The organism is Methylosinus sp. R-45379 (genome assembly GCF_001644125.1).
GTDB lineage: Bacteria > Pseudomonadota > Alphaproteobacteria > Rhizobiales > Beijerinckiaceae > Methylosinus.
In genome coordinates, this window is the sequence record NZ_LUUM01000309.1 from 58257 (window position 1) to 80573 (window position 22317).

Annotated in this window: 24 protein-coding genes; 14 read left to right on the plus strand and 10 right to left on the minus strand. The window is 65.7% G+C overall.

The features are described from left to right. Nucleotides 1-39 precede the first annotated feature (39 nt). The 9 genes from A1351_RS22445 to A1351_RS22485 all read left to right on the plus strand — a co-directional run bounded on the left by A1351_RS22445 (nt 40) and on the right by A1351_RS22485 (nt 10712). Nucleotides 40-342, plus strand: a complete 303-nt coding sequence (locus A1351_RS22445) for a hypothetical protein (RefSeq protein ID WP_064034031.1) — start codon at nt 40-42, stop codon at nt 340-342. 225 nt (nt 343-567) lie between these two features. Continuing rightward, nucleotides 568-3678: an isoleucine--tRNA ligase gene (gene ileS / locus A1351_RS22450; RefSeq protein ID WP_064034032.1), complete on the plus strand. Its 3111-nt coding sequence runs from the start codon at nt 568-570 to the stop codon at nt 3676-3678. A gap of 145 nt (nt 3679-3823) precedes the next feature. After that, nucleotides 3824-4630, plus strand: a complete 807-nt coding sequence (gene blaOXA / locus A1351_RS22455; RefSeq protein ID WP_024878359.1) for a class D beta-lactamase — start codon at nt 3824-3826, stop codon at nt 4628-4630. Next, nucleotides 4627-6066, plus strand: a complete 1440-nt coding sequence (locus A1351_RS22460) for a lipopolysaccharide biosynthesis protein (protein WP_024878360.1) — start codon at nt 4627-4629, stop codon at nt 6064-6066. Before blaOXA ends, A1351_RS22460 begins: the two co-directional genes overlap by 4 nt. 54 nt (nt 6067-6120) lie before the next feature. Next, the gene (locus tag A1351_RS25020) at nt 6121-6834 is read left to right on the plus strand and encodes a rhomboid family intramembrane serine protease (protein ID WP_245267208.1); all 714 of its coding nucleotides are present in this window, start codon (nt 6121-6123) and stop codon (nt 6832-6834) included. Nucleotides 6835-6845: 11 nt separating this feature from the next. Further along, nucleotides 6846-7619, plus strand: coding sequence for a hypothetical protein (locus tag A1351_RS25025; RefSeq protein ID WP_024878362.1), 774 nt, complete (start codon nt 6846-6848; stop codon nt 7617-7619). A 270-nt stretch (nt 7620-7889) separates the two neighbouring features. After that, nucleotides 7890-8636 carry an electron transfer flavoprotein subunit beta/FixA family protein gene (locus A1351_RS22475; protein ID WP_024878363.1) on the plus strand — a complete coding sequence of 249 codons (747 nt, stop codon included), beginning with the start codon at nt 7890-7892 and terminating at the stop codon, nt 8634-8636. Further along, entirely contained in the window at nt 8637-9581 is a 945-nt protein-coding gene (locus tag A1351_RS22480) for an electron transfer flavoprotein subunit alpha/FixB family protein (protein ID WP_064033977.1), read from the plus strand. It abuts the gene before it with no gap. A 249-nt stretch (nt 9582-9830) separates the two neighbouring features. After that, nucleotides 9831-10712, plus strand: coding sequence for a 3-hydroxybutyryl-CoA dehydrogenase (locus A1351_RS22485; protein WP_024878365.1), 882 nt, complete (start codon nt 9831-9833; stop codon nt 10710-10712). 45 nt (nt 10713-10757) lie between these two features. Here the strand turns inward: A1351_RS22485 and A1351_RS22490 are convergent, their stop codons facing one another. The 6 genes from A1351_RS22490 to A1351_RS22515 all read right to left on the minus strand — a co-directional run bounded on the left by A1351_RS22490 (nt 10758) and on the right by A1351_RS22515 (nt 15142). Beyond that, nucleotides 10758-11030 carry a type II toxin-antitoxin system YafQ family toxin gene (locus A1351_RS22490; RefSeq protein WP_064033978.1) on the minus strand — a complete coding sequence of 91 codons (273 nt, stop codon included), beginning with the start codon at nt 11028-11030 and terminating at the stop codon, nt 10758-10760. After that, nucleotides 11026-11286, minus strand: coding sequence for a type II toxin-antitoxin system RelB/DinJ family antitoxin (locus tag A1351_RS22495; protein WP_024878367.1), 261 nt, complete (start codon nt 11284-11286; stop codon nt 11026-11028). Before A1351_RS22495 ends, A1351_RS22490 begins: the two co-directional genes overlap by 5 nt. Nucleotides 11287-11360: 74 nt before the next feature. Further along, nucleotides 11361-12023 (minus strand): protein-methionine-sulfoxide reductase heme-binding subunit MsrQ, encoded by a 663-nt coding sequence (gene msrQ / locus A1351_RS22500; protein ID WP_064033979.1) that lies wholly within the window; start codon nt 12021-12023, stop codon nt 11361-11363. Then, nucleotides 11992-12927, minus strand: a complete 936-nt coding sequence (gene msrP, locus A1351_RS22505; protein ID WP_064034033.1) for a protein-methionine-sulfoxide reductase catalytic subunit MsrP — start codon at nt 12925-12927, stop codon at nt 11992-11994. The genes msrQ and msrP overlap by 32 nt, the downstream gene beginning before the upstream one ends. A 101-nt stretch (nt 12928-13028) precedes the next feature. Then, nucleotides 13029-13919: an RNA polymerase sigma factor RpoH gene (gene rpoH / locus A1351_RS22510; protein WP_026599937.1), complete on the minus strand. Its 891-nt coding sequence runs from the start codon at nt 13917-13919 to the stop codon at nt 13029-13031. Nucleotides 13920-14152: 233 nt separating this feature from the next. Then, nucleotides 14153-15142, minus strand: coding sequence for a zinc-dependent alcohol dehydrogenase family protein (locus tag A1351_RS22515; protein ID WP_064033980.1), 990 nt, complete (start codon nt 15140-15142; stop codon nt 14153-14155). 97 nt (nt 15143-15239) lie between these two features. On the opposite strand from A1351_RS22515, the gene A1351_RS22520 reads away from it, so the two are divergent. After that, nucleotides 15240-16100 (plus strand): LysR family transcriptional regulator, encoded by an 861-nt coding sequence (locus A1351_RS22520; protein ID WP_064034034.1) that lies wholly within the window; start codon nt 15240-15242, stop codon nt 16098-16100. Between the two features lie 15 nt (nt 16101-16115). Here the strand turns inward: A1351_RS22520 and A1351_RS22525 are convergent, their stop codons facing one another. Then, entirely contained in the window at nt 16116-16547 is a 432-nt protein-coding gene (locus tag A1351_RS22525) for a DUF2267 domain-containing protein (protein WP_064033981.1), read from the minus strand. A gap of 24 nt (nt 16548-16571) precedes the next feature. After that, the gene (locus A1351_RS22530) at nt 16572-17603 is read right to left on the minus strand and encodes an RluA family pseudouridine synthase (RefSeq protein WP_064033982.1); all 1032 of its coding nucleotides are present in this window, start codon (nt 17601-17603) and stop codon (nt 16572-16574) included. Nucleotides 17604-17710: 107 nt separating this feature from the next. On the opposite strand from A1351_RS22530, the gene A1351_RS22535 reads away from it, so the two are divergent. The 4 genes from A1351_RS22535 to A1351_RS22550 all read left to right on the plus strand — a co-directional run bounded on the left by A1351_RS22535 (nt 17711) and on the right by A1351_RS22550 (nt 21040). Beyond that, on the plus strand, nt 17711-18907 hold the full coding sequence (locus A1351_RS22535) for a TIGR03862 family flavoprotein (RefSeq protein ID WP_245291712.1): 1197 nt from the start codon (nt 17711-17713) through the stop codon (nt 18905-18907). A 160-nt stretch (nt 18908-19067) separates the two neighbouring features. Further along, nucleotides 19068-19796, plus strand: a complete 729-nt coding sequence (locus A1351_RS22540; RefSeq protein WP_064033984.1) for an energy transducer TonB — start codon at nt 19068-19070, stop codon at nt 19794-19796. A 70-nt stretch (nt 19797-19866) separates the two neighbouring features. After that, nucleotides 19867-20610, plus strand: a complete 744-nt coding sequence (locus tag A1351_RS22545; protein ID WP_064033985.1) for a MotA/TolQ/ExbB proton channel family protein — start codon at nt 19867-19869, stop codon at nt 20608-20610. Beyond that, nucleotides 20591-21040: a biopolymer transporter ExbD gene (locus tag A1351_RS22550; RefSeq protein ID WP_024878378.1), complete on the plus strand. Its 450-nt coding sequence runs from the start codon at nt 20591-20593 to the stop codon at nt 21038-21040. Before A1351_RS22545 ends, A1351_RS22550 begins: the two co-directional genes overlap by 20 nt. A 246-nt stretch (nt 21041-21286) precedes the next feature. Here the strand turns inward: A1351_RS22550 and recR are convergent, their stop codons facing one another. Next, nucleotides 21287-21892 (minus strand): recombination mediator RecR, encoded by a 606-nt coding sequence (gene recR / locus A1351_RS22555; protein WP_018267060.1) that lies wholly within the window; start codon nt 21890-21892, stop codon nt 21287-21289. Between the two features lie 78 nt (nt 21893-21970). Continuing rightward, nucleotides 21971-22294: a YbaB/EbfC family nucleoid-associated protein gene (locus A1351_RS22560; RefSeq protein WP_064033986.1), complete on the minus strand. Its 324-nt coding sequence runs from the start codon at nt 22292-22294 to the stop codon at nt 21971-21973. Between the last annotated feature and the right edge of the window lie 23 nt (nt 22295-22317).

The window sequence follows — 22317 nt, forward strand, 5'->3', positions numbered from 1 at the left end:
CCCCTATATCGAGGACGCCCTAGACTGGAGATGCGTCCCGTGTCGCAGAAGCGCGAGATCGACAAGCCCACCGAGATCGAGATCCTCCCGCCCGAGAGCGAGATCCGTCCCCGCTTCCGCTCGCGCACGCGCATATGGATCGGCGGGGCCGAGGGCGTGAAGGTCATCAAGGTCGGACCCGTGGGCGCCGCTCTGCTGACGCTCGTCAGCGCGGTGATCCTCGCCATGGGGCTCATCTTCTTCGCCAGCGCTTTTGTGGTGCTGCTGCCCATCGCGCTGGTGGTCGGGGTGATCGCCTATCTCACCGGCGCCGGCGGCAATCCCTTCCGCCGCATCCCCTGAGACCAGATTCCGGCTTTGCGGAGCGGGCCGGCGCTGGTAGATAGGGCCATGGTCCTGCGCCGCAGCATACGAATTATTGGCCCGGCCCGCGCTCGAGCGTGATCAAGCTCGCGCGGCGACCGGGTTCTCGCGCCGTTCGTGGCGCCCTTCCGCTTGTTTTCCCTTCCCTTTCGCGCGCCGCCCCGGCTCGGGGCGCAGCCCGCGAGCGCAGCGGTTTCCGATAAGATGAACGAGAAGACCAAAGACAAGGCCCAAGACGACAAGTCCCAGCAGGACAAGGGCCCCGATTTCTCCAAGAGCCTCTATCTGCCGCAGACGGATTTTCCGATGCGCGCCGGCCTGCCGCAGCGCGAGCCGGAAATCCTCGCGCGCTGGGAGAAGATCGGCCTCTACGCCAAGCTGCGCGCGGCAGCGAAGGGCCGGCCGAAATTCGTGCTGCATGACGGCCCGCCCTACGCCAATGGCAATATCCATATCGGCCACGCGCTGAACAAGATCCTCAAGGATCTCGTCACCCGCAGCCGCCAGATGAGCGGGAAGGATTCCAATTACGTCCCCGGCTGGGACTGCCACGGCCTGCCGATCGAATGGAAGATCGAGGAGGAGAATTACCGCTCCAAGGGCAAGAAGAAGCCCGACTTCGCCGATCCGACCGCCATCGTCGCCTTCCGCCAGGAGTGCCGCGCCTATGCCGGGCATTGGCTCTCGGTGCAGCGCGAGGAGTTCAAGCGGCTGGGCGTGACGGGCGATTGGGCCAATCCCTACGCCACGATGAATTTCCCCGCCGAGGCGCATATCGCGCGCGAGCTGATGAAATTCGCCGAGAATGGATTGCTCTATCGCGGGTCGAAGCCGGTGATGTGGAGCGTGGTCGAGAAGACCGCGCTCGCGGAGGCGGAGGTGGAGTATGAGGACCATGTCAGCGACACGGTGTTCGTGGCGTTTCCTTGCCGAAAGGTTGTGGGCGTCGGTTCTCACTTCGAATTAGACCGCGATAAGTGGAACACATTTGCGGACCTAGCGCCTGTTGGCGACAAGGCCTTGCCTGCATCTGTGGTCATCTGGACGACCACACCCTGGACGCTTCCTGGGAATCGCGCGATCTCGTTTTCGTCCAAAATCGCCTACGGACTCTATCGAGTAACGCAGGCTCCCGAGAACAATTGGGCGAAGGTTGGACAGACCTATATTCTCGCTGACAAGCTCGCCGAAGAGGTCTTCAAGGCGGCGAAGGTCGAAGCTTTCGAGCGCGTCCAAAGCGTCGATCCAAAAACTTTGGCCTTGGGCGAATGCTTTCACCCCCTCGCTACAGAGGATGACTACGGTTTCAAAGTCCCCCTCCTCGATGGCGATCACGTCACCGACGATACGGGAACGGGCTTCGTCCACACCGCGCCCGGCCATGGCCGCGAGGACTTCGACATTTGGATGGCGAGCGGGCGCATGCTCGCCGAGCGCGGCATCGATGCGCGCATTCCCTATACGGTCGACGCCGACGGCTTCTACACCGATGAAGCGCCGGGCTTTCCCGGCAAGCGCGTGCTGACCGAAAAGGGCGACAAGGGCGACGCCAATGAGGCGGTGATCCAGGCGCTGGTCGCGGCGGGAAATCTCGTCGCGCGCGGGCGGCTGAAGCATCAATATCCGCATTCGTGGCGCTCGAAGAAGCCGGTCATCTTCCGCAACACGCCGCAATGGTTCATCGCGCTCGACAAGAAATTCGCGCAGGATGCCGGCGCTGTCGCGAAGGGCGACGGCGCGCCCGGCGACAATGCGCCCACGCTCCGCGATATCGCGCTCGACGAAATCTCCCGCACGCAATGGGTTCCCGCTGCGGGCGAGAATCGCATCCGCGGCATGATCGCCAATCGGCCGGATTGGGTGGTCTCGCGTCAGCGCGCCTGGGGCGTGCCGATCGCGGTCTTCGTGAAGAAGGGCGGCCACGACATTCTCGTCGATCCGCGCGTGAACGCCCGTATCGTGGACGCCTTCGAGAAGGAGGGCGCCGACGCCTGGTATGAGGAGGGCGCGGCGAAGCGCTTCCTTTCGCCCGAATACGACCCTGCCGACTACGAGAAGATCGACGATGTTCTCGACGTGTGGTTCGACTCGGGCTCGACGCATTCCTTCACGCTGGAAGACCCGGTGCATTTCCCCGGCCTCGCGGGAATCAAGCGCAAGCGCGATGGCGGCGCCGATGAGGTGCTCTATCTCGAGGGCTCGGATCAGCATCGCGGCTGGTTCCATTCCTCGCTGCTGGAATCCTGCGGCACGCGCGGCCGCGCGCCCTATGACATTGTGCTGACGCATGGCTTCACGCTCGACGAGCACGGCCATAAAATGTCGAAGTCGAAAGGCAATGTCGTCGCGCCGCAAAAGGTCATCGCCGACGCCGGCGCCGATATTCTGCGCCTGTGGGTGGCGAGCGTCGATTACAGCGACGATCAGCGCATCGGGCCGGAAATCCTCAAAAGCGTCACCGATAATTACCGCAAGCTGCGCAACACCATCCGCTGGATGCTCGGCACGCTCGCGCATTATCGCGCCGAGGAGCGCGTCGCCTATGCCGATCTGCCGGAGCTGGAACGCCTCGTGCTGCATCGTCTGTCGGAGCTCGGCGAGGAGGTCGCTGCGGCCTATGCGGAGTTCGATTACAAGAAGGTCGTCGCTCTGCTGACGCCCTTCCTGACCAGCGATCTCTCGGCCTTCTATTTCGACATTCGCAAGGACGCGCTCTATTGCGATCCGCCGTCGAGCGTGAAGCGCAAGGCGGCGCTGACCGTGGTGGAGGAAGTGTTCCGCGCGGTGACTTTGTGGCTCGCGCCCATCCTCGCCTTCACGGCGGAGGAATCGTGGCTGTCGCGCTACGCCGACGCGGTCTCCGTGCATCTCGAGACCTTCCCCGATTTGCCGGCCGCTTGGCGCGACGAAGCGCTCGCCGCGAAATGGGAGAAGCTGCGCGCCATCCGCTCCGTCGTCACTGGCGCGTTGGAGATAGAGCGCGCGCAAAAGCGCATCGGCTCGTCGCTGGAGGCGGCGCCGCTCGTCCATGTGACGGACGCCGATCTGCGCGCGGCGCTCACGGGCGTGGACTTCGCCGAAATCTGCATCGTGTCGGATATAGCGCTTCGATCGGAGGAGGGGCCGGCCGAGGCTTTCCGCCTGCCCGAGGTCGCGGGCGTGGCTGTGGTTCCGCGGCGGGCGGAGGGCGTCAAATGCGCGCGCTCCTGGAAATATTTCGACCCCGCGACGGCGCAGGCCGATTATCCTGGCGTCACGCCCCGCGACGCGCAGGCGCTGCGGGAGCTGACAGCGGCAGGGAAATGGCCGGCGTAAGGGTTTCTTCGTCCCTGGCCGCTAGCCTCTATCTACGTGCGCGCCCCTTCTCCCGCTCGTGGGAGAAGGGGCGCGCAAATCGACTCGGCCAGGGAGAGACGAAGTGAGGGTTCCTGTCGCTTTCCTCGCCGAGAGGATCGCTGATTTGTCAGTTGGCCTCTTCCTGCTCGCTTGTCTCGCGGCGCCCGCTTCCGCCGCCCCGATCTGCCGCCTCATCGTCGAGGCGGAGACCGGCGCTACGCTCGTGCGGGAAGGCGCCGGATGCGAGCGGCGCAACAGCCCGGCCTCGACTTTCAAGATACCGCTCGCGCTCATCGGTTATGAGGCCGGCCTTCTCATCGACGCGCATTCACCTGCGTTGCCTTACAAAGAAAAATACGCAGCTTGGCGCGAGAGCTGGAAAACGACGATCGACCCGACGAGCTGGCTGAGCGAATCCGTCGTCTGGTATTCCCAGGAACTCGCCGAGCGGCTCGGAGCCGCAGGTTTCAGTGAGGCCATCGAGAGACTCGGGTATGGCAATCGCGACGTCTCCGGCGATCCTGGTCGCAACAACGGCCTCACTCATGCCTGGCTCAGTTCGTCTCTGGCGATCTCGCCTGATGAGCAGGTCGCTTTTCTACGCAGGCTGCTCGACTATCGCCTTCCGTTTTCGAGACGCGCGATCGACCAGACGGTCGCGATCATTCCGAGCTTTCGGCTCGCCGACGGCGGGCTCGCGCGCGGCAAGACTGGAACCGGAACACCCACGGGTCCGCACGGCCCGAGCGCCGATCGCCAATTCGGCTGGTTCGTCGGCTGGGCGGAGAAAGGAGGCCGCAAAATCCTCTTTGCCGAGCTCATCGATGAGGTGGCGAAGAGCGAAGAGCCGGCTGGTTTTCGCGCGCGGTCCGATATGCTCGACTTTTTGCCGCGATTCTTGGAGACGCGATCCCTCGGAGCGACGAAGTGAAGGTTCTCGCCGCCTTCCTCGCCAACACAGTCGCAAACTTCCTCATCGGCCTGCTGGTCGCCAAATTCCTCGGGCCGGAGGAATATGGCCGCTTCGCGCTCGCCTTCGCGATCGGCGTCGTCATTCAGACCGGCGCTTTCGATTGGATGCGCCTTTCGGCGACGCGCTTTTATTCGACGCGCGTGCGCGAGGCGGAGCCGGCCATTCGTTCGACGCTCGATTTCGCCTATCTCGCGACCACGGCGGCGCTCATCCTCTGCGGCGGCCTCTTCCTCTTCATCGCGCCGCCCTTCGCGCTCGGCGACATTCTCATCGCTCTGGCGCTGGCGACGGCGGCGATCAATGGGCTGTTCGACTATTCCACGGCGCTGCTGCGCGCGCGCTTCGAGGACAAGAGCTATAGCCGCGTCGTTCTCGCCAAGAATATTCTCGCGCTCGCCCTCACTGGCGGCGGCGCCTTCGTCTTTCATTCGGCGGGAATGGCGATCGCCGGCAGCCTCGCCAGCCTCTTCGGCGCCGTGCTCACCGCGCGCGCCTCGCTGAAGGACCCCGGCGCCTCGCCGCGCGGCGCGCGCATGGCGACGGCGCGCACGCTCGTCGCCTATAGCGCGCCCATCGTCGCGGCGAACATGCTCTATCAATCCGTGCCGCTGGCGGCGCGGGCGCTCGTCACCGCCTATTACGGCTTCGCCGAGACGGGGCAATTCTCGCTCGCCTATGATCTCGGCATTCGCGCCATTTTCGCTATGGGCTCGGCGCTGGATGTGCTGCTGTTCCAGATCGCCGTCGCCGCCCATGAGCGTCACGGGGCCGAGAAGGGCAAGGAGCAGATCGCCCGCAATATGACGATCGTCGCGGCCTTTCTGCTGCCCGCCTGCGCCGGAATCTGGCTCACAATGCCCTCGATCGAGGCGCTGATCGTGCCGCCGCAATTTCGCGGGCCGTTCGGCCATTATCTCGATCTTCTGCTGCCCGGCCTCTTCGCCATGGGGCTGATTCAATTCGCTATCAATCCCGTGTTTCAGATCGAGAAGAAGACGGCGCCGCTCATCGGCGCGGCCTCGGTCGCCGTGGTCGCGGGCCTCTGCTTCGCCCTGGCGCTGCCGCGCGGCGCGGACGCCTCCAGCCTCGCCCTTGCCCAATGCCTCGCCTATGTGGCGGCGCTCGTCGCGCTGGTGCTGTTCGCAGCGCGCACCTCGCCGCAATGGCCGCGCGGACGCGACATGTTCGGCGCGCTGGCGGCGACCGGGGCGATGGTTCTGGCGCTGCATCCGCTCGCGGGCCTCGAGCCCGGCATTCTCACCTTGCTCCTGCAGGTCGGGGTCGGCGGCTTCGTCTATTGCGGCGCAGTGCTGGCCCTCGACATTGCCGGGCTGCGCGGCCTCGCGTTCTCCCGCGCTGGCCCCATATTGGCCAGAGCTCGGGCCGCGCTATAAATTGGGTCGAGGCCGAGCGGCATCCGGGATCAGTGGCGGCGCAGCCGAGGGAGAATGGTCGAGATGGTGCTGCCGCTACATGACGACGCGCCGCTCCATTATGTGCGGCGGCCTTATGTCAATTGGACGCTGATGGCGCTCAACATCTTCGTCTTCGTCGCCGTGTTCAGCGAATCATTCGGCGATCCGCTCACTGTGGTGCGCGGCTTCGGCCTAATACCGGCGGTGCTGTTCGGCCGCGCCGAGCTCGCCCCCTGGATCGTCACCCCCGGACCCGAGTGGACGCTGCTGACCAGCCTCTTCTTCCATTCCGGGCTCGGCCATCTCGCTGGAAACATGATCTTTCTCTATGTCTTCGGCGATAATGTCGAGGACGCCATGGGCTCGGCCGGCTATCTCATCTTCTATATTCTGTGCGGCGTCTCCGCCGCCATGCTGTTCGCTGTGGGCGCGCCGCTCACCATCACGCCGCTCGTCGGCGCCTCGGGGGCGATCTCGGGCGTCTGCGCGGCCTTCATCCTGCTCTATCCGCGCTCGACGATTTTCGGCCTCGTCGCCGGCATCATCCCCATCCATGCGCCCGCCTCGCTCTTCGTCGGCACATGGATTCTTTTTCAGCTCTTCAACGCCTTCACCGACGATCAGGGCCATGTCGGCTGGTGGGCGCATATCGGCGGCATATTGGCCGGGCTCATTCTGACGCCGCTGTTCAAGCGGCGCGGCGTGCAATGGTTCGGCCCGTGGCCTTTCCACGGCCCCTGGGGCTGAGACGATCGGAGATGATGACCCGGCCGACCGTCCTGCTGCTGACCGCGACCGTCGATCCGGGCGCTTACGCCCCCGAGATCGCGCGGCGCGATCTCGAGGTGAGAAAAAGCGATTATCGGAACGCATTGCAGTTTTTCATGCGGCTGCCGGACGCGCGCATCTCAGGCGTGGTGTTCTGCGAGAATTCCGGCGCCGATCTCTCTTTTTTGGACGCGGAGGCGCTTCGCCGCGAGACCGGGCGGCCGCTCGAGATCATCGGCTTCGACGGCAATCACCGGCCGGAGGGCCTCCATTATGGCTATTCGGAGCTCGGAATCGTCGATCACGCCTGCCGAAGCAGCCGTTTGCTCGCGCAGAGCGAGCGCTTTTTCAAAGTCACCGGCAGGCTGACCTTCGAGCGGCTCTCCGCGCTGATGGACCATCTGCCGGAGGATCGCCGCTTCGCCGCCGATTTCCGCCGCGCCTATTCCAAGGAAGGCGGGGCGCCTTTGCGGGCGCGCACGGAGCTGATGCTCTTTGCGAAGGATTTCTACCTCGAGCATTTCTTCGAGCGGCGCGACGAGATGATCGCGCCGCCACTCGTGCTGGAAGAATTCGTCGCGCGCGTGATCGCGCCGCTGCGCGGCCGGCGGGGAGATGACGGCCTGACGCTGCGCTGGCCGATCGAATGCCCGGCCTCCGGCCACGCCGCGCGGGACGATTCCGACTATGATTCCGCGCCCATTCGCGCCAAGCGCCGCCTCCGCGCCCTGGCGCGCGTCGTCGCCCCCTGGCTGTGGATCTGAGCCGCAATTTTAGCAATGGCCGTGTCTGCGACCGAGCTTCGCGCCGGCTGAGCGCTCGCGGCGCCGGAGGTTTCGGCGCGCGCGGGTTTGACAGGGCGGCGAGCCGAGGCTACCAGAACGTCTTCCGAGCTTTCCGCGCGCGCCTCGCGCCGCGCGGCGCTAATTCGTTCTCGACGCGGCGCTCGAAAAAGCCGATCGGGGCCTTTCGGCCACAGAGCGCGATTTTTCGAAACAATCGAGACGAAGGTCAATCTCGCCGGGAGTTGCGCGATGAAGGTTCTCGTGCCCGTCAAACGGGTGGTCGACTACAATGTGAAGATCAGGGTCAAGCCGGACGGTTCGGGCGTCGACGTCGCCAATGTGAAATTTTCGATGAATCCTTTCGACGAGATCGCCGTCGAGGAGGCTATTCGCCTGAGAGAGGCCGGCAAGGCGACGGAAGTCGTGCTCGTCACCATCGGCCCGGCCAAGGCGGACGAGACTTTGCGCTCCGGCATGGCCATCGGCGCCGACCGCGGCATTCACGTCAAGACCGACGAGCTGGTCGAGCCGCTGGCTGTCGCCAAGATTCTCGCGAAGATCGTCGCCGAGGAGGCTCCCGGCCTCGTCATTCTCGGCAAGCAGGCGATCGACGACGACAGCAATCAGACCGGCCAGATGCTCGCCGCTCTGCTCGGCTGGGGCCAGGGCACTTTCGCCTCCAAGGTGGAGATCGCCGACGGTTCCGTGGATGTAACGCGCGAGGTCGACGGCGGCCTGCAGACGGTGACGCTGAAGCTGCCAGCCGTGGTGACGACGGATCTGCGCCTCAACGAGCCGCGCTACGCCAGCCTGCCCAATATCATCAAGGCGAAGAAGAAAGAGGTCGCGGCCAAGACCCCGGCCGATTACGGCGTCGACATCACGCCGCGCCTCGAGGTGCTGAAGACGGCCGAGCCGCCGGCCCGCAAGGCCGGCATCAAGGTCGGCTCCGTCCCCGAATTGCTGGAAAAGCTCAAGACTGCGGGAGTTCTGTAAATGACGGCGCTCATCGTCGCGGAAGTCACAGAGTCCGCGCTCGCCCCCTCCACCGCCAAGGCGCTGACCGCGGCGCTGCAGATCGGCGGCGGCGTCCATATTCTCGTCGCGGGCGAGAATGTCGGCCCGGCGGCCGCGGCCGCGGCCAAGCTCTCGGGCGTCGAGAAGGTGCTCGTCGCCGACAGCGCGGCCTATGGTCATCATCTGGCCGAGCCGCTGGCGGCGCTGATCGTCGGCCTCGCCGGCGCCTATGACGCCATTCTCGCGCCTTCGACCTCCAGCTCGAAGAATGTGCTGCCGCGCGTCGCCGCCCTGCTCGATGTGGCGCAGGTGTCGGACGTCATCAAGATTATCTCCGCCGACACGTTCGAGCGGCCGATTTATGCCGGCAACGCCATTCAGACCGTGCGGTCCAAGGACGCCAAAAAGGTCATCACCGTGCGCACCGCCTCCTTCACGGCGACGGGCGAGGGCGGCTCGGCGGCGATCGAGGCGATCGGCGCGGGCTCCGATCCGGCCGTGTCGAGCTTCAAGAGCGAGACGCTGGCCAAATCCGAGCGGCCTGAGCTGACGGCGGCCAAAATCATCGTCTCGGGCGGCCGCGGCCTCGCGAGCTCGGAGAATTTCAAGGAATATATCGAGCCTGTGGCGACCCGCCTCGGCGCGGCCATCGGCGCCTCGCGCGCGGCGGTCGACGCCGGCTACGCGCCCAATGATCTGCAGGTCGGCCAGACCGGCAAGGTGGTGGCGCCCGACCTCTATGTCGCCATCGGCATTTCCGGCGCGATCCAGCATCTCGCCGGCATGAAGGACTCCAAGGTCATTGTGGCGATCAACAAGGACGAGGAGGCGCCGATCTTCCAGGTGGCCGATTACGGCCTGGTGGCGGATCTCTTCCCGACCTTGAAGGAGCTCGACGCCGAGCTGGCCAAGGCCGGCCGCTGAGGGGTTTGGGGCTCCATTCCCGCTCGCGCGCGCAGCGAGCGGCGGAAGCCGGTGGGGGCGACGTCGCAAATATCTGGCGCCGCTCTCGATTCCCGGTCGGGCCGGCGGCCCGCCGGGATTGACGCCCTCCCAGGCCAGGGTGATGAAGCGGCCTGTTTCGCTGCGGTGCAAACGCCGGTTTTCACAAAGGCCGAACGCGCGCTATACTGAATTGGAAGCGTCCCGCTTCTCGCTGGTGGTGTTCGAAAGATGGGCTCTGAAATTCGCAAGATCGGCATTGTCGGCGCCGGGCAGATGGGCAAGGGCATTGCTCAGGTCTGCGCGGTCGCGGGTTTCGACGTGGCGCTCAACGACCTGTCGGAGAGCCGCATCGCCGCCGGACTGGACGACATAGCGACGTATCTCGCCAAGGCGGTGGAGCGCGGCCAGATCGACGAGGAGGCCCGCAAGGCCGCCGTCGCCCGCATCCATCCGGCCAAGGATTACGCCGCTTTCTCGGACAGCGACCTCGTGATCGAGGCCGCGACCGAGAATGAGGAGGTCAAGCGCGGCATCCTCACCGAGCTCGGCCCCAAGCTGCGGCCGGGCGCCTTCATCGCCACCAACACCTCCTCCATCTCCATCACCCGCCTCGCCGCGGTGACGGGACGGCCGGAGCAGTTCATCGGCATTCATTTCATGAATCCGGTGCCGAAGATGCAGCTCGTCGAGGTGATTCGCGGCATCGCCACCGAGGATAAGACCTTCGAGGCGGCCAAGCAGTTCATCGGCGAGCTCGGCAAGACGGTGACTGTTTCGGAGGATTTTCCGGCTTTCATCGTCAATCGCATCCTGCTGCCGATGATCAATGAGGCGATCTACACGCTCTATGAGGGCGTCGGCTCGGTGGAGGCGATCGATACGGCGATGAAGCTCGGCGCCAATCATCCGATGGGGCCGCTGCAGCTCGCCGATTTCATTGGCCTCGACGTCTGCCTCTCGGTGATGCAGGTGCTGCACGAGGGGCTGGCCGATTCGAAATATCGGCCCTGTCCGCTGCTGGTGAAATATGTCGAGGCCGGCTGGCTCGGCCGCAAGACGCAGCGCGGCTTCTACGATTACCGCAGCGGCACGCCCGTTCCGACGCGCTGAGGCGACGCCTGGAGCAGGGCCGCACGGCCGGAAAGCTCCGGGCTTTCAGAATCCAAGCTCGCTGTGTGAGCCGAGGCGCACCAATTCCAGCCTTTCAGCGTCAGGCTTGCGGTATATGAGCAATAGGTCGGGGCGAAGGTGGCAATCTCTGTGATCCTTCCATTCCCCGATCAATTCATGGTCGCAATATCGCGCTGGCAACAGCTGATCTGCAGCCAGAAGGTTGACGGCGTCCAAAAGCAGTTGATCGATTTTCTTGCCCAATACCCCTGACCGTTCGCGCCGATAATCGTGCCGGAAGCGCGAGGTATATTTAATCGCCCTCGTTCAGGCTTCCGAGCAGGTTTTCGACGGCGCCGACATCGACGAGCTCGCCACGGCGAGCGGCCTTCATAGCCTCGATAGTTTCGGCGTTCGGCACGAGCAGCTCGAACGGCAACGCCTTGTCCGTCGCGATCCGAACCATCATGAGCCGGAAAGCGTCGGACACAGTCAAGCCGATGGTCGCCAGAACGGCGGCGGCTTCCTCTTTCACATGCTCGTCGATGCGCGCACGGACGACGGTGTTGGTCATGGCTCGTCTCCTTGGGCCACAATGTAGCACACGGGCGGCGGCCCTTCGACGGGAAACGCTGCTCAGGAGCCCGGTTAGGCCTGCGGCCTGCCGGGAATGACGCTCTCCGCCGCGCGTCTCGCGTGGCGCAGCACGGATGGAAACGCCCGCACGGCCAGCAACGCGGCGGTCGCCGCGGCGTAGAGCAGGGGCTCCGCTGGCCAGGATTTCACGATCAGCAGAAAATGCGCCGCCGCCAATATGGCCGCGACATAGACGAGCTTGTGCAGCCGCGCCCAGGCCGTGGCCCCGAGCCGGCGGATCGCGGCGTTGTTGGAGGTCGCGGCCAGAGGGACGAGGATGACGAAAGCCGCCATGCCGATCGTCACATAGGGCCGCTTCAAAATATCGCGGCCGATGGCGGGCCAGTCAAAGCCATGGTCGAGCGCGACATAGGCGGAAAGATGCAGCGCCGCATAATAAAAGGCGAGCAGCCCCAGCGCGCGGCGATAGCGCAAGAGATCGACGCCCGCCACGCGGCGCAGCGGCGAGATCAGCAGGCACAGCAGCAGAAAGCGCAGCGACCAGAGCCCGAGCTCCTGCTCGAGCGTCTTGATCGGCTCCGGCCCCAGTTGGTCCTGAAGGCCGAGATAAAAGGTCCATGCCGCCGGGACCAGGCCCGCGACATAGACGGCGAGCTTCGGGATGCGGAGAGCGGCGCGCATTTTAAAAATACCGCTCGAGGTCCATGCCGCCATAGAGCGAGGCGACCTGATCGGCATAGCCATTGTACATCAGCGTCGGCCGCCGCTTGGCGAAGAGCCCGCCCTCGCCGATTCGCCGCTCTGTCGCCTGGCTCCAGCGCGGATGGTCGACGTTTGGATTGACGTTGGAATAGAAGCCGTATTCGCGCGGATTTTGAATGTTCCAGGACGTCTTGGGCTGCGTCTCCACCAGCGATATGCGCACGATGGATTTGATGCCCTTGAAGCCATATTTCCACGGAACCACGAGCCGCAGCGGCGCGCCATTCTGATTGGGCAGCGTCTCGCCATAGAGGCCGACGGCGAGAATTGTGAGCGGATGCAGCGCCTCGTCGAGCCGCAGCCCCTCGACATAGGGCCAGGGCAGAAGCTGCAGCAGGCCCTTCTGGCCGGGCATCTCCTCCGGCCGCACCAGAGTCTCGAAGGCGACATATTTGGCGGAGCCCAAAGGCTCGGCGCGCTTCAAAATCTCCGAGAGCTGCACGCCGATCCAGGGAATGACCATGGACCAGCCCTCGACGCAGCGCATGCGATAGACGCGCTCCTCCAGCGCATGCGGCTCGATGAGGTCCTCGAGAAGAAAGTCGGCGGGCTTGGCGACGAGCCCGTCGATCCGCACCTTCCAAGGCTTGGTGGTGAGCGTATGGGCGTTGTCGGCCGGATCGCTCTTGCGGCCGCCGAACTCGTAGAAATTATTATAGGCGAGCACATCCGTCCGCGGCGTCTTGGGCTCGCTCGTCGAGAAAGGGCTACGCGTGGCGACGAGCGGCGTCGCCTGCGCCGCGCCCGCGAAAGCGAGGCTCGCGCCGAATCCGGCGAGAAACTCGCGCCGCCGCAGATAGAGGGAGCGCGGCGTGATCTCGGATGGGGCGATATCGGGCGAATGACGAATCAGCATTTGCGCCTCGGGCAAAAAGAAAGAGCGGCTGGCCCTCATGGGTCCGCCGCTCCTATTTCGTCAGCCGGCGCGAGAGCGTTACGCCGCTCTCTGCCCTAGCGTCAGAGCGAGGCCGCGGGCATCGCCTCGAGCCGCGCAATTCCGGCGCGCACCGCGGACTGCACCTTCTCGAAGGCGCGGACCTCGATCTGCCGCACGCGCTCGCGAGAGACGCCGAACTCCTCGGACAAATCCTCGAGCGTCACCGGATCGTCGGAGAGACGACGCGCCTCGAAGATGCGGCGCTCGCGCGGGTTGAGCACGGTCAGCGCGCCGCGCAGCGCGTCGAGTCGATTATTGCTCTCCTCCTGATGCATGAGCACATGCTCCTGATCGGTGGAGGCGTCATCGACCAGCCAGTCCTGCCACTCGCCTTCGCCTTCCTCGCGCAGCGGCGCGTTGAGCGAGGCGTCGCCGGCCATGCGGCGGTTCATCTCGATGACGTCCTGCTTGGAGACGCCGAGGCGGGTGGCGATCGTCGCGACATGCTCGGGCGTGAGATCGCCGTCCTCGAAGGCCGAGATTTTGCTCTTGGCCTTGCGGAGATTGAAGAACAGCTTCTTCTGGCTCGCAGTGGTGCCCATTTTCACGAGCGACCAGGAGCGCAGGATATATTCCTGGATCGAGGCGCGGATCCACCACATGGCGTAGGTGGCCAGGCGAAAGCCGCGGTCCGGCTCGAAGCGCTTTACCGCCTGCATCAGGCCGACATTGCCCTCGGACACGATCTCGCCGATCGGCAGTCCATAGCCGCGATAGCCCATGGCGATCTTGGCGACGAGCCGAAGATGGGACGTGACGAGCTTTTGCGCGGCTTTCGGATCTTCGTGCTCGCGCCAGCGCTTTGCGAGCATATATTCTTCCTGCGGCTCCAGCATGGGGAACCGGCGGATTTCGGCGAGATAGCGCGCGAGGCCGCTTTCGCCGGAGACGATGGGCAGGGCGTTCGCCATTGATCACCTCCTGACGGGCTCCCGAAATGCGGCGAACCCGTAATGCGCGACCGCGAGCGCCGGCCGCAACGCCTCAATATAAACCGATCCGAGCATGGCCGAAAGATGGCTCTTCGCTAAGCGCCAAATGGCCGCCGGGTTAAATTTCTGTAATCTGCGTAGGGGCTTTGAAGAAGTCGTCACCGCTACTTAGCGCGGCGCGGCGCGGTGTCACGCGCTGCGCCTGCGCCCGCTCAGACCGTGACGACGATCTTGCCGATCTGCTCATTCGACTCGAGAAAGCGATGCGCCTCGACGATTCTCTCGAGCGGAAAGCTGCGCGCGATGATGGGCCGCAGGCTACCCGCCGCCAATCCGTCCAGAATGAAGCGCACGCCGCGCTCGCGCTTTTGCGCGTCGCGCGTCACCGAGAACAGCGTGTAGCCCCGCAGCGTGAGCTGCTTGCGAATGGCGGCGAACAAGGGAAAAGGCGTCGGCTCGCTGGATAGAGCGCCATAGAGAAAAATGGTTCCGCCGACGGCCGCGGCTTCGGCGAGCGCTTCGACGCAAGGTCCGCCGATCGGATCGAAGACGAGACGCGCGCCTTCGCCTTTGGTGATGCGCTGCGTCTTTTCGACGAGGTCTTCGCTCTCGGTCACGACGACATGGCTCGCGCCCGCTTTCTGCAACGCCTCGCGCTTGGCGTTCTTGCGTGTGACGGCGATCGGCGTCGCGCCGGCGGCTCTGGCGATCTGTATGGCGGCGAGGCCGACGCTGCTCGACGCCGCAGTGACGATCACCGCATCGCCGACGGAGACGCCGCCGATCTCGACCAGCGCGCCATAGGCGGTGAGATATTGCATCCAGATCGCCGCCGCCTCGCTCCAAGACAGCGATTTTGGATGTTTCACCACCGCATGAGCGGGGACGATGGCGGCGTCGCCATAGACGCCATATTCGGTCATGGAGAAAGCCGGCATCGTGCTCACAGCGTCGCCGATGGAAAAGCCCGTCACGTCTTCGCCAATCGCCTCTATCTCGCCCGAGGCCTCATAGCCGAGCAGCGAGGGGAGGCGCGGCGCCTCGATATAGGCGCCGGAGCGGAACATGGATTCGGCGCGATTGAGGCCGATCGCGCGGACGCGCAGGCGAATCTCGCCCGGTTTCGGCGCGCCGAGCTCCATCTCGTCGATCTGGAGAACCTCCGGGCCGCCGAGACGATGAAAGCGAATGATGCGAGACATTTGCGGCTCCTTCGTTGATCGCCGCGGCGACGATAGCGATTCGTCGATGGAGCGAAAATTCGGCGAGCGCTCACAAGATCTGTGCGATAATTCCCCGATGGATTGGGAAGACCTCCGCTTTTTTCTGGCGCTGTCGCGTTGCGGCTCGTTGTCCGCCGCGGCGCGCGAGCTCGAGGTCGACCATGCGACGGTCGGACGCCGCATCGCCGCTCTGGAGGCGTCGCTGGGGCTGCGGCTGATCGACCGTCTGCCGCGCAGCCGGCCGCTCACCGAAGATGGCGCGGCGATAGCGGCGACGGCGGAGCGCATGGAGGCGATCGCCGAGGAAGTTCTGAGGCGCTCGCGCGGGGCGTCGTTGACGCTCGCCGGTTCCGTTCGCGTCTCGCTTCCGCCGGTGCTGGCGACGCTCTGCGTCGCGCCGCGCATAGGGGCGTTGCAGCGCCTCCATCCGCAATTGCGCGTGGCGCTGCTCGCCTCCGCCAGCTTCGCGGCGCTCGATCGCGGCGAGGCGGATATTGCGATCCGCATGAGCCGGCCGGAGGAGGAGAGCGCCGTCGCGCGGCGCGTCGGCGCCATGCGCTTCGGTCTCTACGCCAGCGCCGATGTCGCGCGGCGGCCGGCTGAGGAATGGGAGTTCGTCGGCTTCGACGAATCGCTCGGCCATCTGGCGCAGCAGCGCTGGCTCCGCAAATTCGCCGGCGGGCGCAAAATCGTCTTCGAGGCCAATGATCTCTTCGCCCAGCAGGCCGCCGCGCGCGCCGGAGCGGGAGCTGCTGTTCTTCCCGATTTCATGGGCGACGACGATCCGGCGCTCGCGCGCTTGCCGATCGAGCCGCCGCCGCCCAAGCGCGATCTCTGGCTGATCGCCTATCCCGATCTGCGCCGCTCGCCGGCGGTTCGCGCGGTCATGGATTTTCTCGCCGATTGCATCGCCGCCGAGCCGCGCTTGCGGCCGTGAGGCGGAACGAAACACTCAGCCGGGCGGGGCGACGCGCCAGAACTCCGCGGCGCCGGGCGGGAGCGCCGACAGCGCGCGATCGAATTCCGCCCCATCCACGCAGGCGCGCAGAGCGCCGGCGACATCGACGATGGCGCTGTCGGGCGAAAAATTATGGTCTCGTCGCAATGATCGGACTTCCTCCGTCAGCGCCGCTCGGGACGAGAATGGACGCGGCGGCTCCCCCATGTCCCAATCGGCGACGAAGATCGCGCGCAGCACTGGAGGAAGCGCGCCGGCGAAGCGAATGGCGTCCGAAATTTCGAGGCGCCGGCGGAATGTCAGCAGGACGCTCTGCGCCGTCGTATAGGCTTGATTGCGCGTCGTCAGCCCCGTTCGCTCGACGACGAGCCGCAGGAAGCGCTCGAACTCCTCGGAGGCGTGCTGATACTCCATCGGAATCGGCATGGCTCGTCGTCTCGTCGTCGCGGGTCAGCTCGTTGCGAGCGCCTTCTGCAAAGCCGCGAGGTCTTCCGGCAATTCGCTCTCGAACATCAGCTCCTCGCGCGTCACCGGATGGGTGAAGCCCAGCGAGGCCGCGTGCAGCGCCTGACGCCCAAGGGTCTCCACGGCGGCGCGGGCGGCGGGGGAGAGCAGGGCGGTCTTGGTCTTGAAGCCGGCGCCATAGGTCGCGTCGCCGATCAGCGGATGGCCGGTATGCGCCATATGCACGCGAATCTGATGCGTGCGGCCGGTCTCCAGCTGGCAGGCCACCAGCGAAGCGGGGCCGAAGCTCTCGACCAGCTCCCAATGCGTCACCGCCTCGCGGCCGCGCTCCTCGGGCACGACGGCCATTTTCTCGCGCTGCGTCGAGTGGCGGCCGATGGGCGCCTCGATCACGCCATGGCGACGCTCCGGCGCGCCCCAGACGAAGGCGAGATATTCGCGCACCAGATGCAGCTTGCGGCCGTGATCCTCGAAGAGGCGCGACAGGCCCTTATGCGCCGCGTCGGTCTTGGCGACGACCAGCAGGCCCGACGTGTCCTTGTCGATGCGATGCACGATGCCGGGCTTTTTGACGCCGCCTATGCCGGAGAGGCTCGCGCCGCAATGGGCGAGCAGCGCATTGACCAGCGTCCCGGTCTCATGGCCATGAGCGGGATGCACCACGAGGCCGGCGGGCTTGTCGACGACCAGCAGATGCGCGTCCTCGAACACGACATTCAGCGGAATATTCTCGGGCTGCGGCTCGGCGGGCTCCGGCGGCGGCACGGCGAGGGTGATGGAATCGCCCGTGGCGAGACGCCGGCTGGCGTCGCGCGCGGCGGCGGCGCCGATCGTCAGCCGTCCATCCTCGATCAAGGCTTTCAGCCGCGTGCGGGAGAGATGGGCGGCGACGAGTTCCGGCTGCTCGGCGAGGAAGCGGTCGAGCCGCGCCCCCGCCGCCTCCGGCGGAACCTCGAAGGAGAACAGAATATCGTCTTCCTCTTCGACCAAAGCGATTTCTGCGGCGCCTTCGCGCATGGATTTCCTTCTCATGCTGTCGGCGTGCTAACCAGCGCGCCTGTCCTTGTTTTCGCATCGGAGCCCGCGCCATCCCGCTCGCCCCTTCTTCGCCGAATTGCGTCGTCATCGGCGGCGGACCGGCCGGCCTCCTCGCCGCTGACCTGCTCTCGCGGCAGGGCGCGAGCGTGACCGTCTATGAGCGCAAGCCGAGCGTCGCCCGCAAATTTCTGATGGCCGGGCGCGGCGGCCTCAATATCACGCATAGCGAGCCGCTCGATAGATTTATCGCCCGCTATGGCGAAGCCGCAGATCGGCTCGGCCCGATCATCCGCGCCTTTCCGCCGCAATGCCTGCGCGACTATTGCGCCGAGCTCGGCGAAACGACCTTCGTCGGCTCGAGCGGGCGCGTCTTTCCCGAGAGCTTCAAGGCCTCGCCTCTGTTGCGGGCGTTGCTCGGGCGGCTCTCCGCCAATGGCGCGCGCATCGAAACGCGCGCGCGTTTCCTTGGATTTTCGGAGAGCGGCGAGCCGCTGATCGAGAATGCGCAGGGCGAGCGGCGCGCCATCGCCGCCGATGCGACGATATTGGCGCTGGGCGGCGCCTCCTGGCCGCGGCTCGGCGCCGACGGAGGCTGGGTCGAAATCTTACGCGGGAAGGGAATCGAGATCGCGCCGCTCGCGCCCGCCAATTGCGGCGCGCTCGTCGAATGGCCGGCGGAATTCCTCGCCGCTTTCGAAGGGACGCCGTTGAAGACCATCGCTCTGCGTCATGGCGACGAGCGCGTCTTCGGCGACATGGTGATCACGCGAACGGGGCTCGAAGGCGGCCCCGTCTATGCGCTCGCCTCCGGCCTTCGCCGCGCGATCGCGCGCGACGGCGCCGCGACGCTGCACATAGATCTGCGTCCGAGCAGCGCCGTCGAAGAGATCGCGCAAAGGCTGGCGCGCCCGCGCGAAAAGCAATCGCTCGCGACATTTCTGCGCAAGACTTTGCGGCTGACGAAATCGGAGATCGCGCTGCTGCGCCTCTCCGGGCCATTGCCGCAGGAGGCCGGAGCGCTCGCCGAGCGCGTGAAAAGCCTGCCGCTCGCCATTGTCGCGACGGCGGGCCTCGACCGCGCGATTTCCAGCGCCGGCGGCCTGCGCTTCGCGGAGCTCGACGACGATCTGATGCTGAAGAGGCTTCCCGGAGTCTTCATCGCCGGCGAGATGCTGGATTTCGACGCGCCGACCGGCGGCTATCTGCTTCAAGCCAGCTTTTCGAGCGCTTTCGTGGCGGCTCGCGGCGCAGCGCGGCGCATCGGGCTGGCGGACACGAAATGACGGCCTCTCGTCTTCCGCCGGCGTAGCACATTGTTTCTGCGGGATCGGCGCCAGCGAGCGAATTTCGCCGAATCGACAAAAGGCGCAATTAAGCCCATTGCTTCTATAGGAATTATAATCTTTAATGGCAGGTAATGTTTCGCACGAGGGGGATCATTCCATGACGGCTGCGGCTGCGGAGGCGTTCATTGCGGCGCCGGAAACGATCACGACGACGGGAGAGTTTCGCACCACCCAATCGCTTCTGCTGCCCGATGGCGGCCGTCCGAATTATCCGGTGCGCGTCGCGGCGGTGCTGGCCTATGCGCTGCTCCTGACCGCGGCGGTGAATTTCGCGCTGCCGCATACGGAGCCGACGACGGAAGAGCCGCTCGAGCTCGTCGTCGTGCCCAGCCCTGCGGTCGATCAGCCGCCGCCGGAGGAGATTCCGCAGCCCGAGGAGATCGACGACACGCCGCCGCCGCCCGAGGCGATCGAGCCTGTCGCGCCGATCGAGCCGCCGAAGCCGCCGGCGCCCAAGCCCGTTCCCAAAGTGGTGGAGAAAAAGCCGCCGACGCCGCGCCCCGCCGCCGCCGCGCGCCAGGACGCCGCGCCTTCGCAGGCCGCGACGGCCAACTCCAATGCGCAGCAATCCATCGCCGCCAATCAGTTCCTCTCCTGCATGCAGCGCTCGGCGCGCACCGCGGCGCCGGACGGGCCTATTCCCAAGCATGGCCGCGTCGCCTATCGCGCGACATTCAGCGCCGGCGGCGCGATGACGGGATTCAACATCGTCTCCTCCTCCGGCAACGCCACGCTGGACGCCATAGCGACGCGCGTCGGCTCGCGCTGCGGATCGCTGCCGGCGATCGGACGCGTCTTCGCCGTCAGCGGCGGCGTCGTCTTCTAATTCGCTCGAAAGCCGCGGCGAGGACGCTCGCCGCAAAAGTCTCTCTCGCCGACAAAGGACGAAAATCAAGATGAGTGATTCAGCAATCGGCGCGGCTTCGGCCGCCGTCGCCCACGCCCTCTCACCGGTCGAGCTGTTTCTGCAGGCGGATTCGATCGTCAAGACCGTCATCGTGCTGCTGCTGCTCGCTTCGGCCTGGGGTTGGGCCGTGATCGCCGAGAAGCTCATTCGCCTGTCGCTGCTGCATCGCCGCGCCAGCGCGCTCATCGAGAGCGTTCAGAACGATCTCCCGGTGACGGAGGTCGCGCCCGCCTTCCTCGCCGCGCCGGCCAGCGATCCTCTGGCGCAGGTCTACAAGGCCGCGGTGGAGGAGTATCAGCGCTCTTCCGATCTTGTCGCCTCCGAGGGGCAGCGCGACGCTCTGCAGGAGCGCGTGCATCGCGTCTCCGTGCTGGCCAGCGCCGCCGCGCTCGATCAGCTCCAGCAGCGTCTGCCGGGGCTCGCCACCATCGGCGCTGTCGGGCCTTTCGTCGGCCTGTTCGGCACGGTTTGGGGCATTATGAACTCCTTCCAAGGCATCGCCGCCTCCAACAACACCAGCCTCGCCGTGGTCGCGCCCGGCATCGCCGAGGCGCTGTTCGCCACCGCGCTCGGCCTCGTCGCCGCTATTCCGGCGGTGGTCTTCTACAACCGCATCAGCGGCGACATCGGCGCTTACGGCAAGCGCGTGACCGCCTTCATCGGCGTCTTCGAGGTCGAGCTGTCCCGTCATCTTTCGCGCAAGGGAGAGCGTCATGGCCTTCGCGTTGCGTAAGCACGATTCGGAATTCGATTCTCAGCCGATCGCCGATATCAATGTCACGCCGCTCGTCGATGTGATGCTCGTCCTGCTCATCGTCTTCATGGTCGCCGCGCCGCTGATGACCTCCGGCATTCCGGTCGATCTGCCGAAGGTGCAGGCCAAGCAGCTCAACGATCAGAAGCCGCCGATCGTCGTCAGCGTCGACGCGGGCGGAGGCTTCTTCGTCGACAAGCGCGAGGTTCCGGCGGACGGATTGCTCGCCGCGCTCAGCGACGGCAGCGACAACAGCAAGGACCGCCGCATCCATGTGCGCGCCGACAAGACCGTGCCTTACGGGCGCGTCGTCGAGGCCATGGGGGCGATCAATGCCGCCGGCTACTCCAAGGTGGCGCTGGTCTCCGAGGCGCCGACGGGCGGCGCGAAATCCGCCCCCGCGCCGTGATCGCATTCTCCCTCTCCCCGCGAGCGGGGAGAAGGAAGGCGGCGAAGGCCGCGATTTGCAAAGTGAGCGGACAGAAACCGCATGAATCTGCCTGCGCTTTTTCTTCGCTGACCTGTTTCGAGCCGCCCCGACTTTTCTAAATCCTCGACTTTTTTCGCATCCTCGACTTGGCCCGACTACGGGTCGTCGGCGCAACCCCTCCCCAGGCGCGCCGGCGACCCGGTCTTTCGTTCGGGGGGGCTCGCCTCAAAACGCCGTGCGGCGCTCCAGCGCTGCGGCCAGCGTGCCTTCGTCGAGATAATCCAGCTCACCGCCGACCGGCACGCCATGGGCGAGGCGCGTCGTCTTCACGCCGAGCGGGGCCAGAAGATCGGCGAGATAATGCGCCGTCGTCTGCCCGTCGACCGTGGCGTTCACGGCGATGATCGCCTCGCGCACGGAGCCTTCGCTCACGCGCTGCATCAGGCTCGCAATGTTGAGCTCATTGGGGCCGACGCCATCCAGGGGCGACAGAACGCCGCCGAGCACATGATAGCGCGCCGCCAGCAGTCCGGCGCGCTCCAGCGCCCAGAGATCGGCCACCGTCTCGACGATGACCAGAATGCCGGCGTCGCGCCGCCCGTCGCGGCAGATGGCGCAGGGATCGCTGGTGTCGATATTGCCGCAGGTCGTGCAGGTGAGGATGCGCTCATGCGCGACGCGCATCGCCTCGCCGAGCGGGCCGAGCAATTCCTCGCGCTTGCGCATGAGATGCAGCACGGCGCGCCGCGCCGAACGCGGCCCGAGCCCGGGCAATCGCGCCAGCAATTGCACGAGGCGCTCGATCTCAGGTCCGGCGATGCGTTCGGCCAATGGGGGGAGCCTGGTGAGTGGCGAATAGCGAGTAGCGAATAGCGAATAGGTCTACTCGCTATTCGCTACTCGCTCCGATCAGAACGGCAGCTTCAGCCCCGGCGGCAGCTGCAATCCGCCGGTCACTTCCTTCATCTTCTCGGCGAGCGTCTCCTCCGCCTTGGCGCGCGCCTGCGCATGGGCGGTGACGATCAGATCCTCGAGAATGTCGCTCTCTTCCGGCTTCAGCAGGCTCGGATCGATGGCGAGGCGCTGCAGCGCGCCTTTGGCGGTCATGACCACTTTCACGAGCCCGCCGCCGGCTTCGCCTTCCACCAGAGTCTGTTCGAGCTGCCCTTGCAGCTCGGCCATCTTCGATTGCATGGCCTGCGCCTGCTTCATCAGTCCCATGAAGTCGAGCATATTTCTCTCCTCGCGCAGCGACG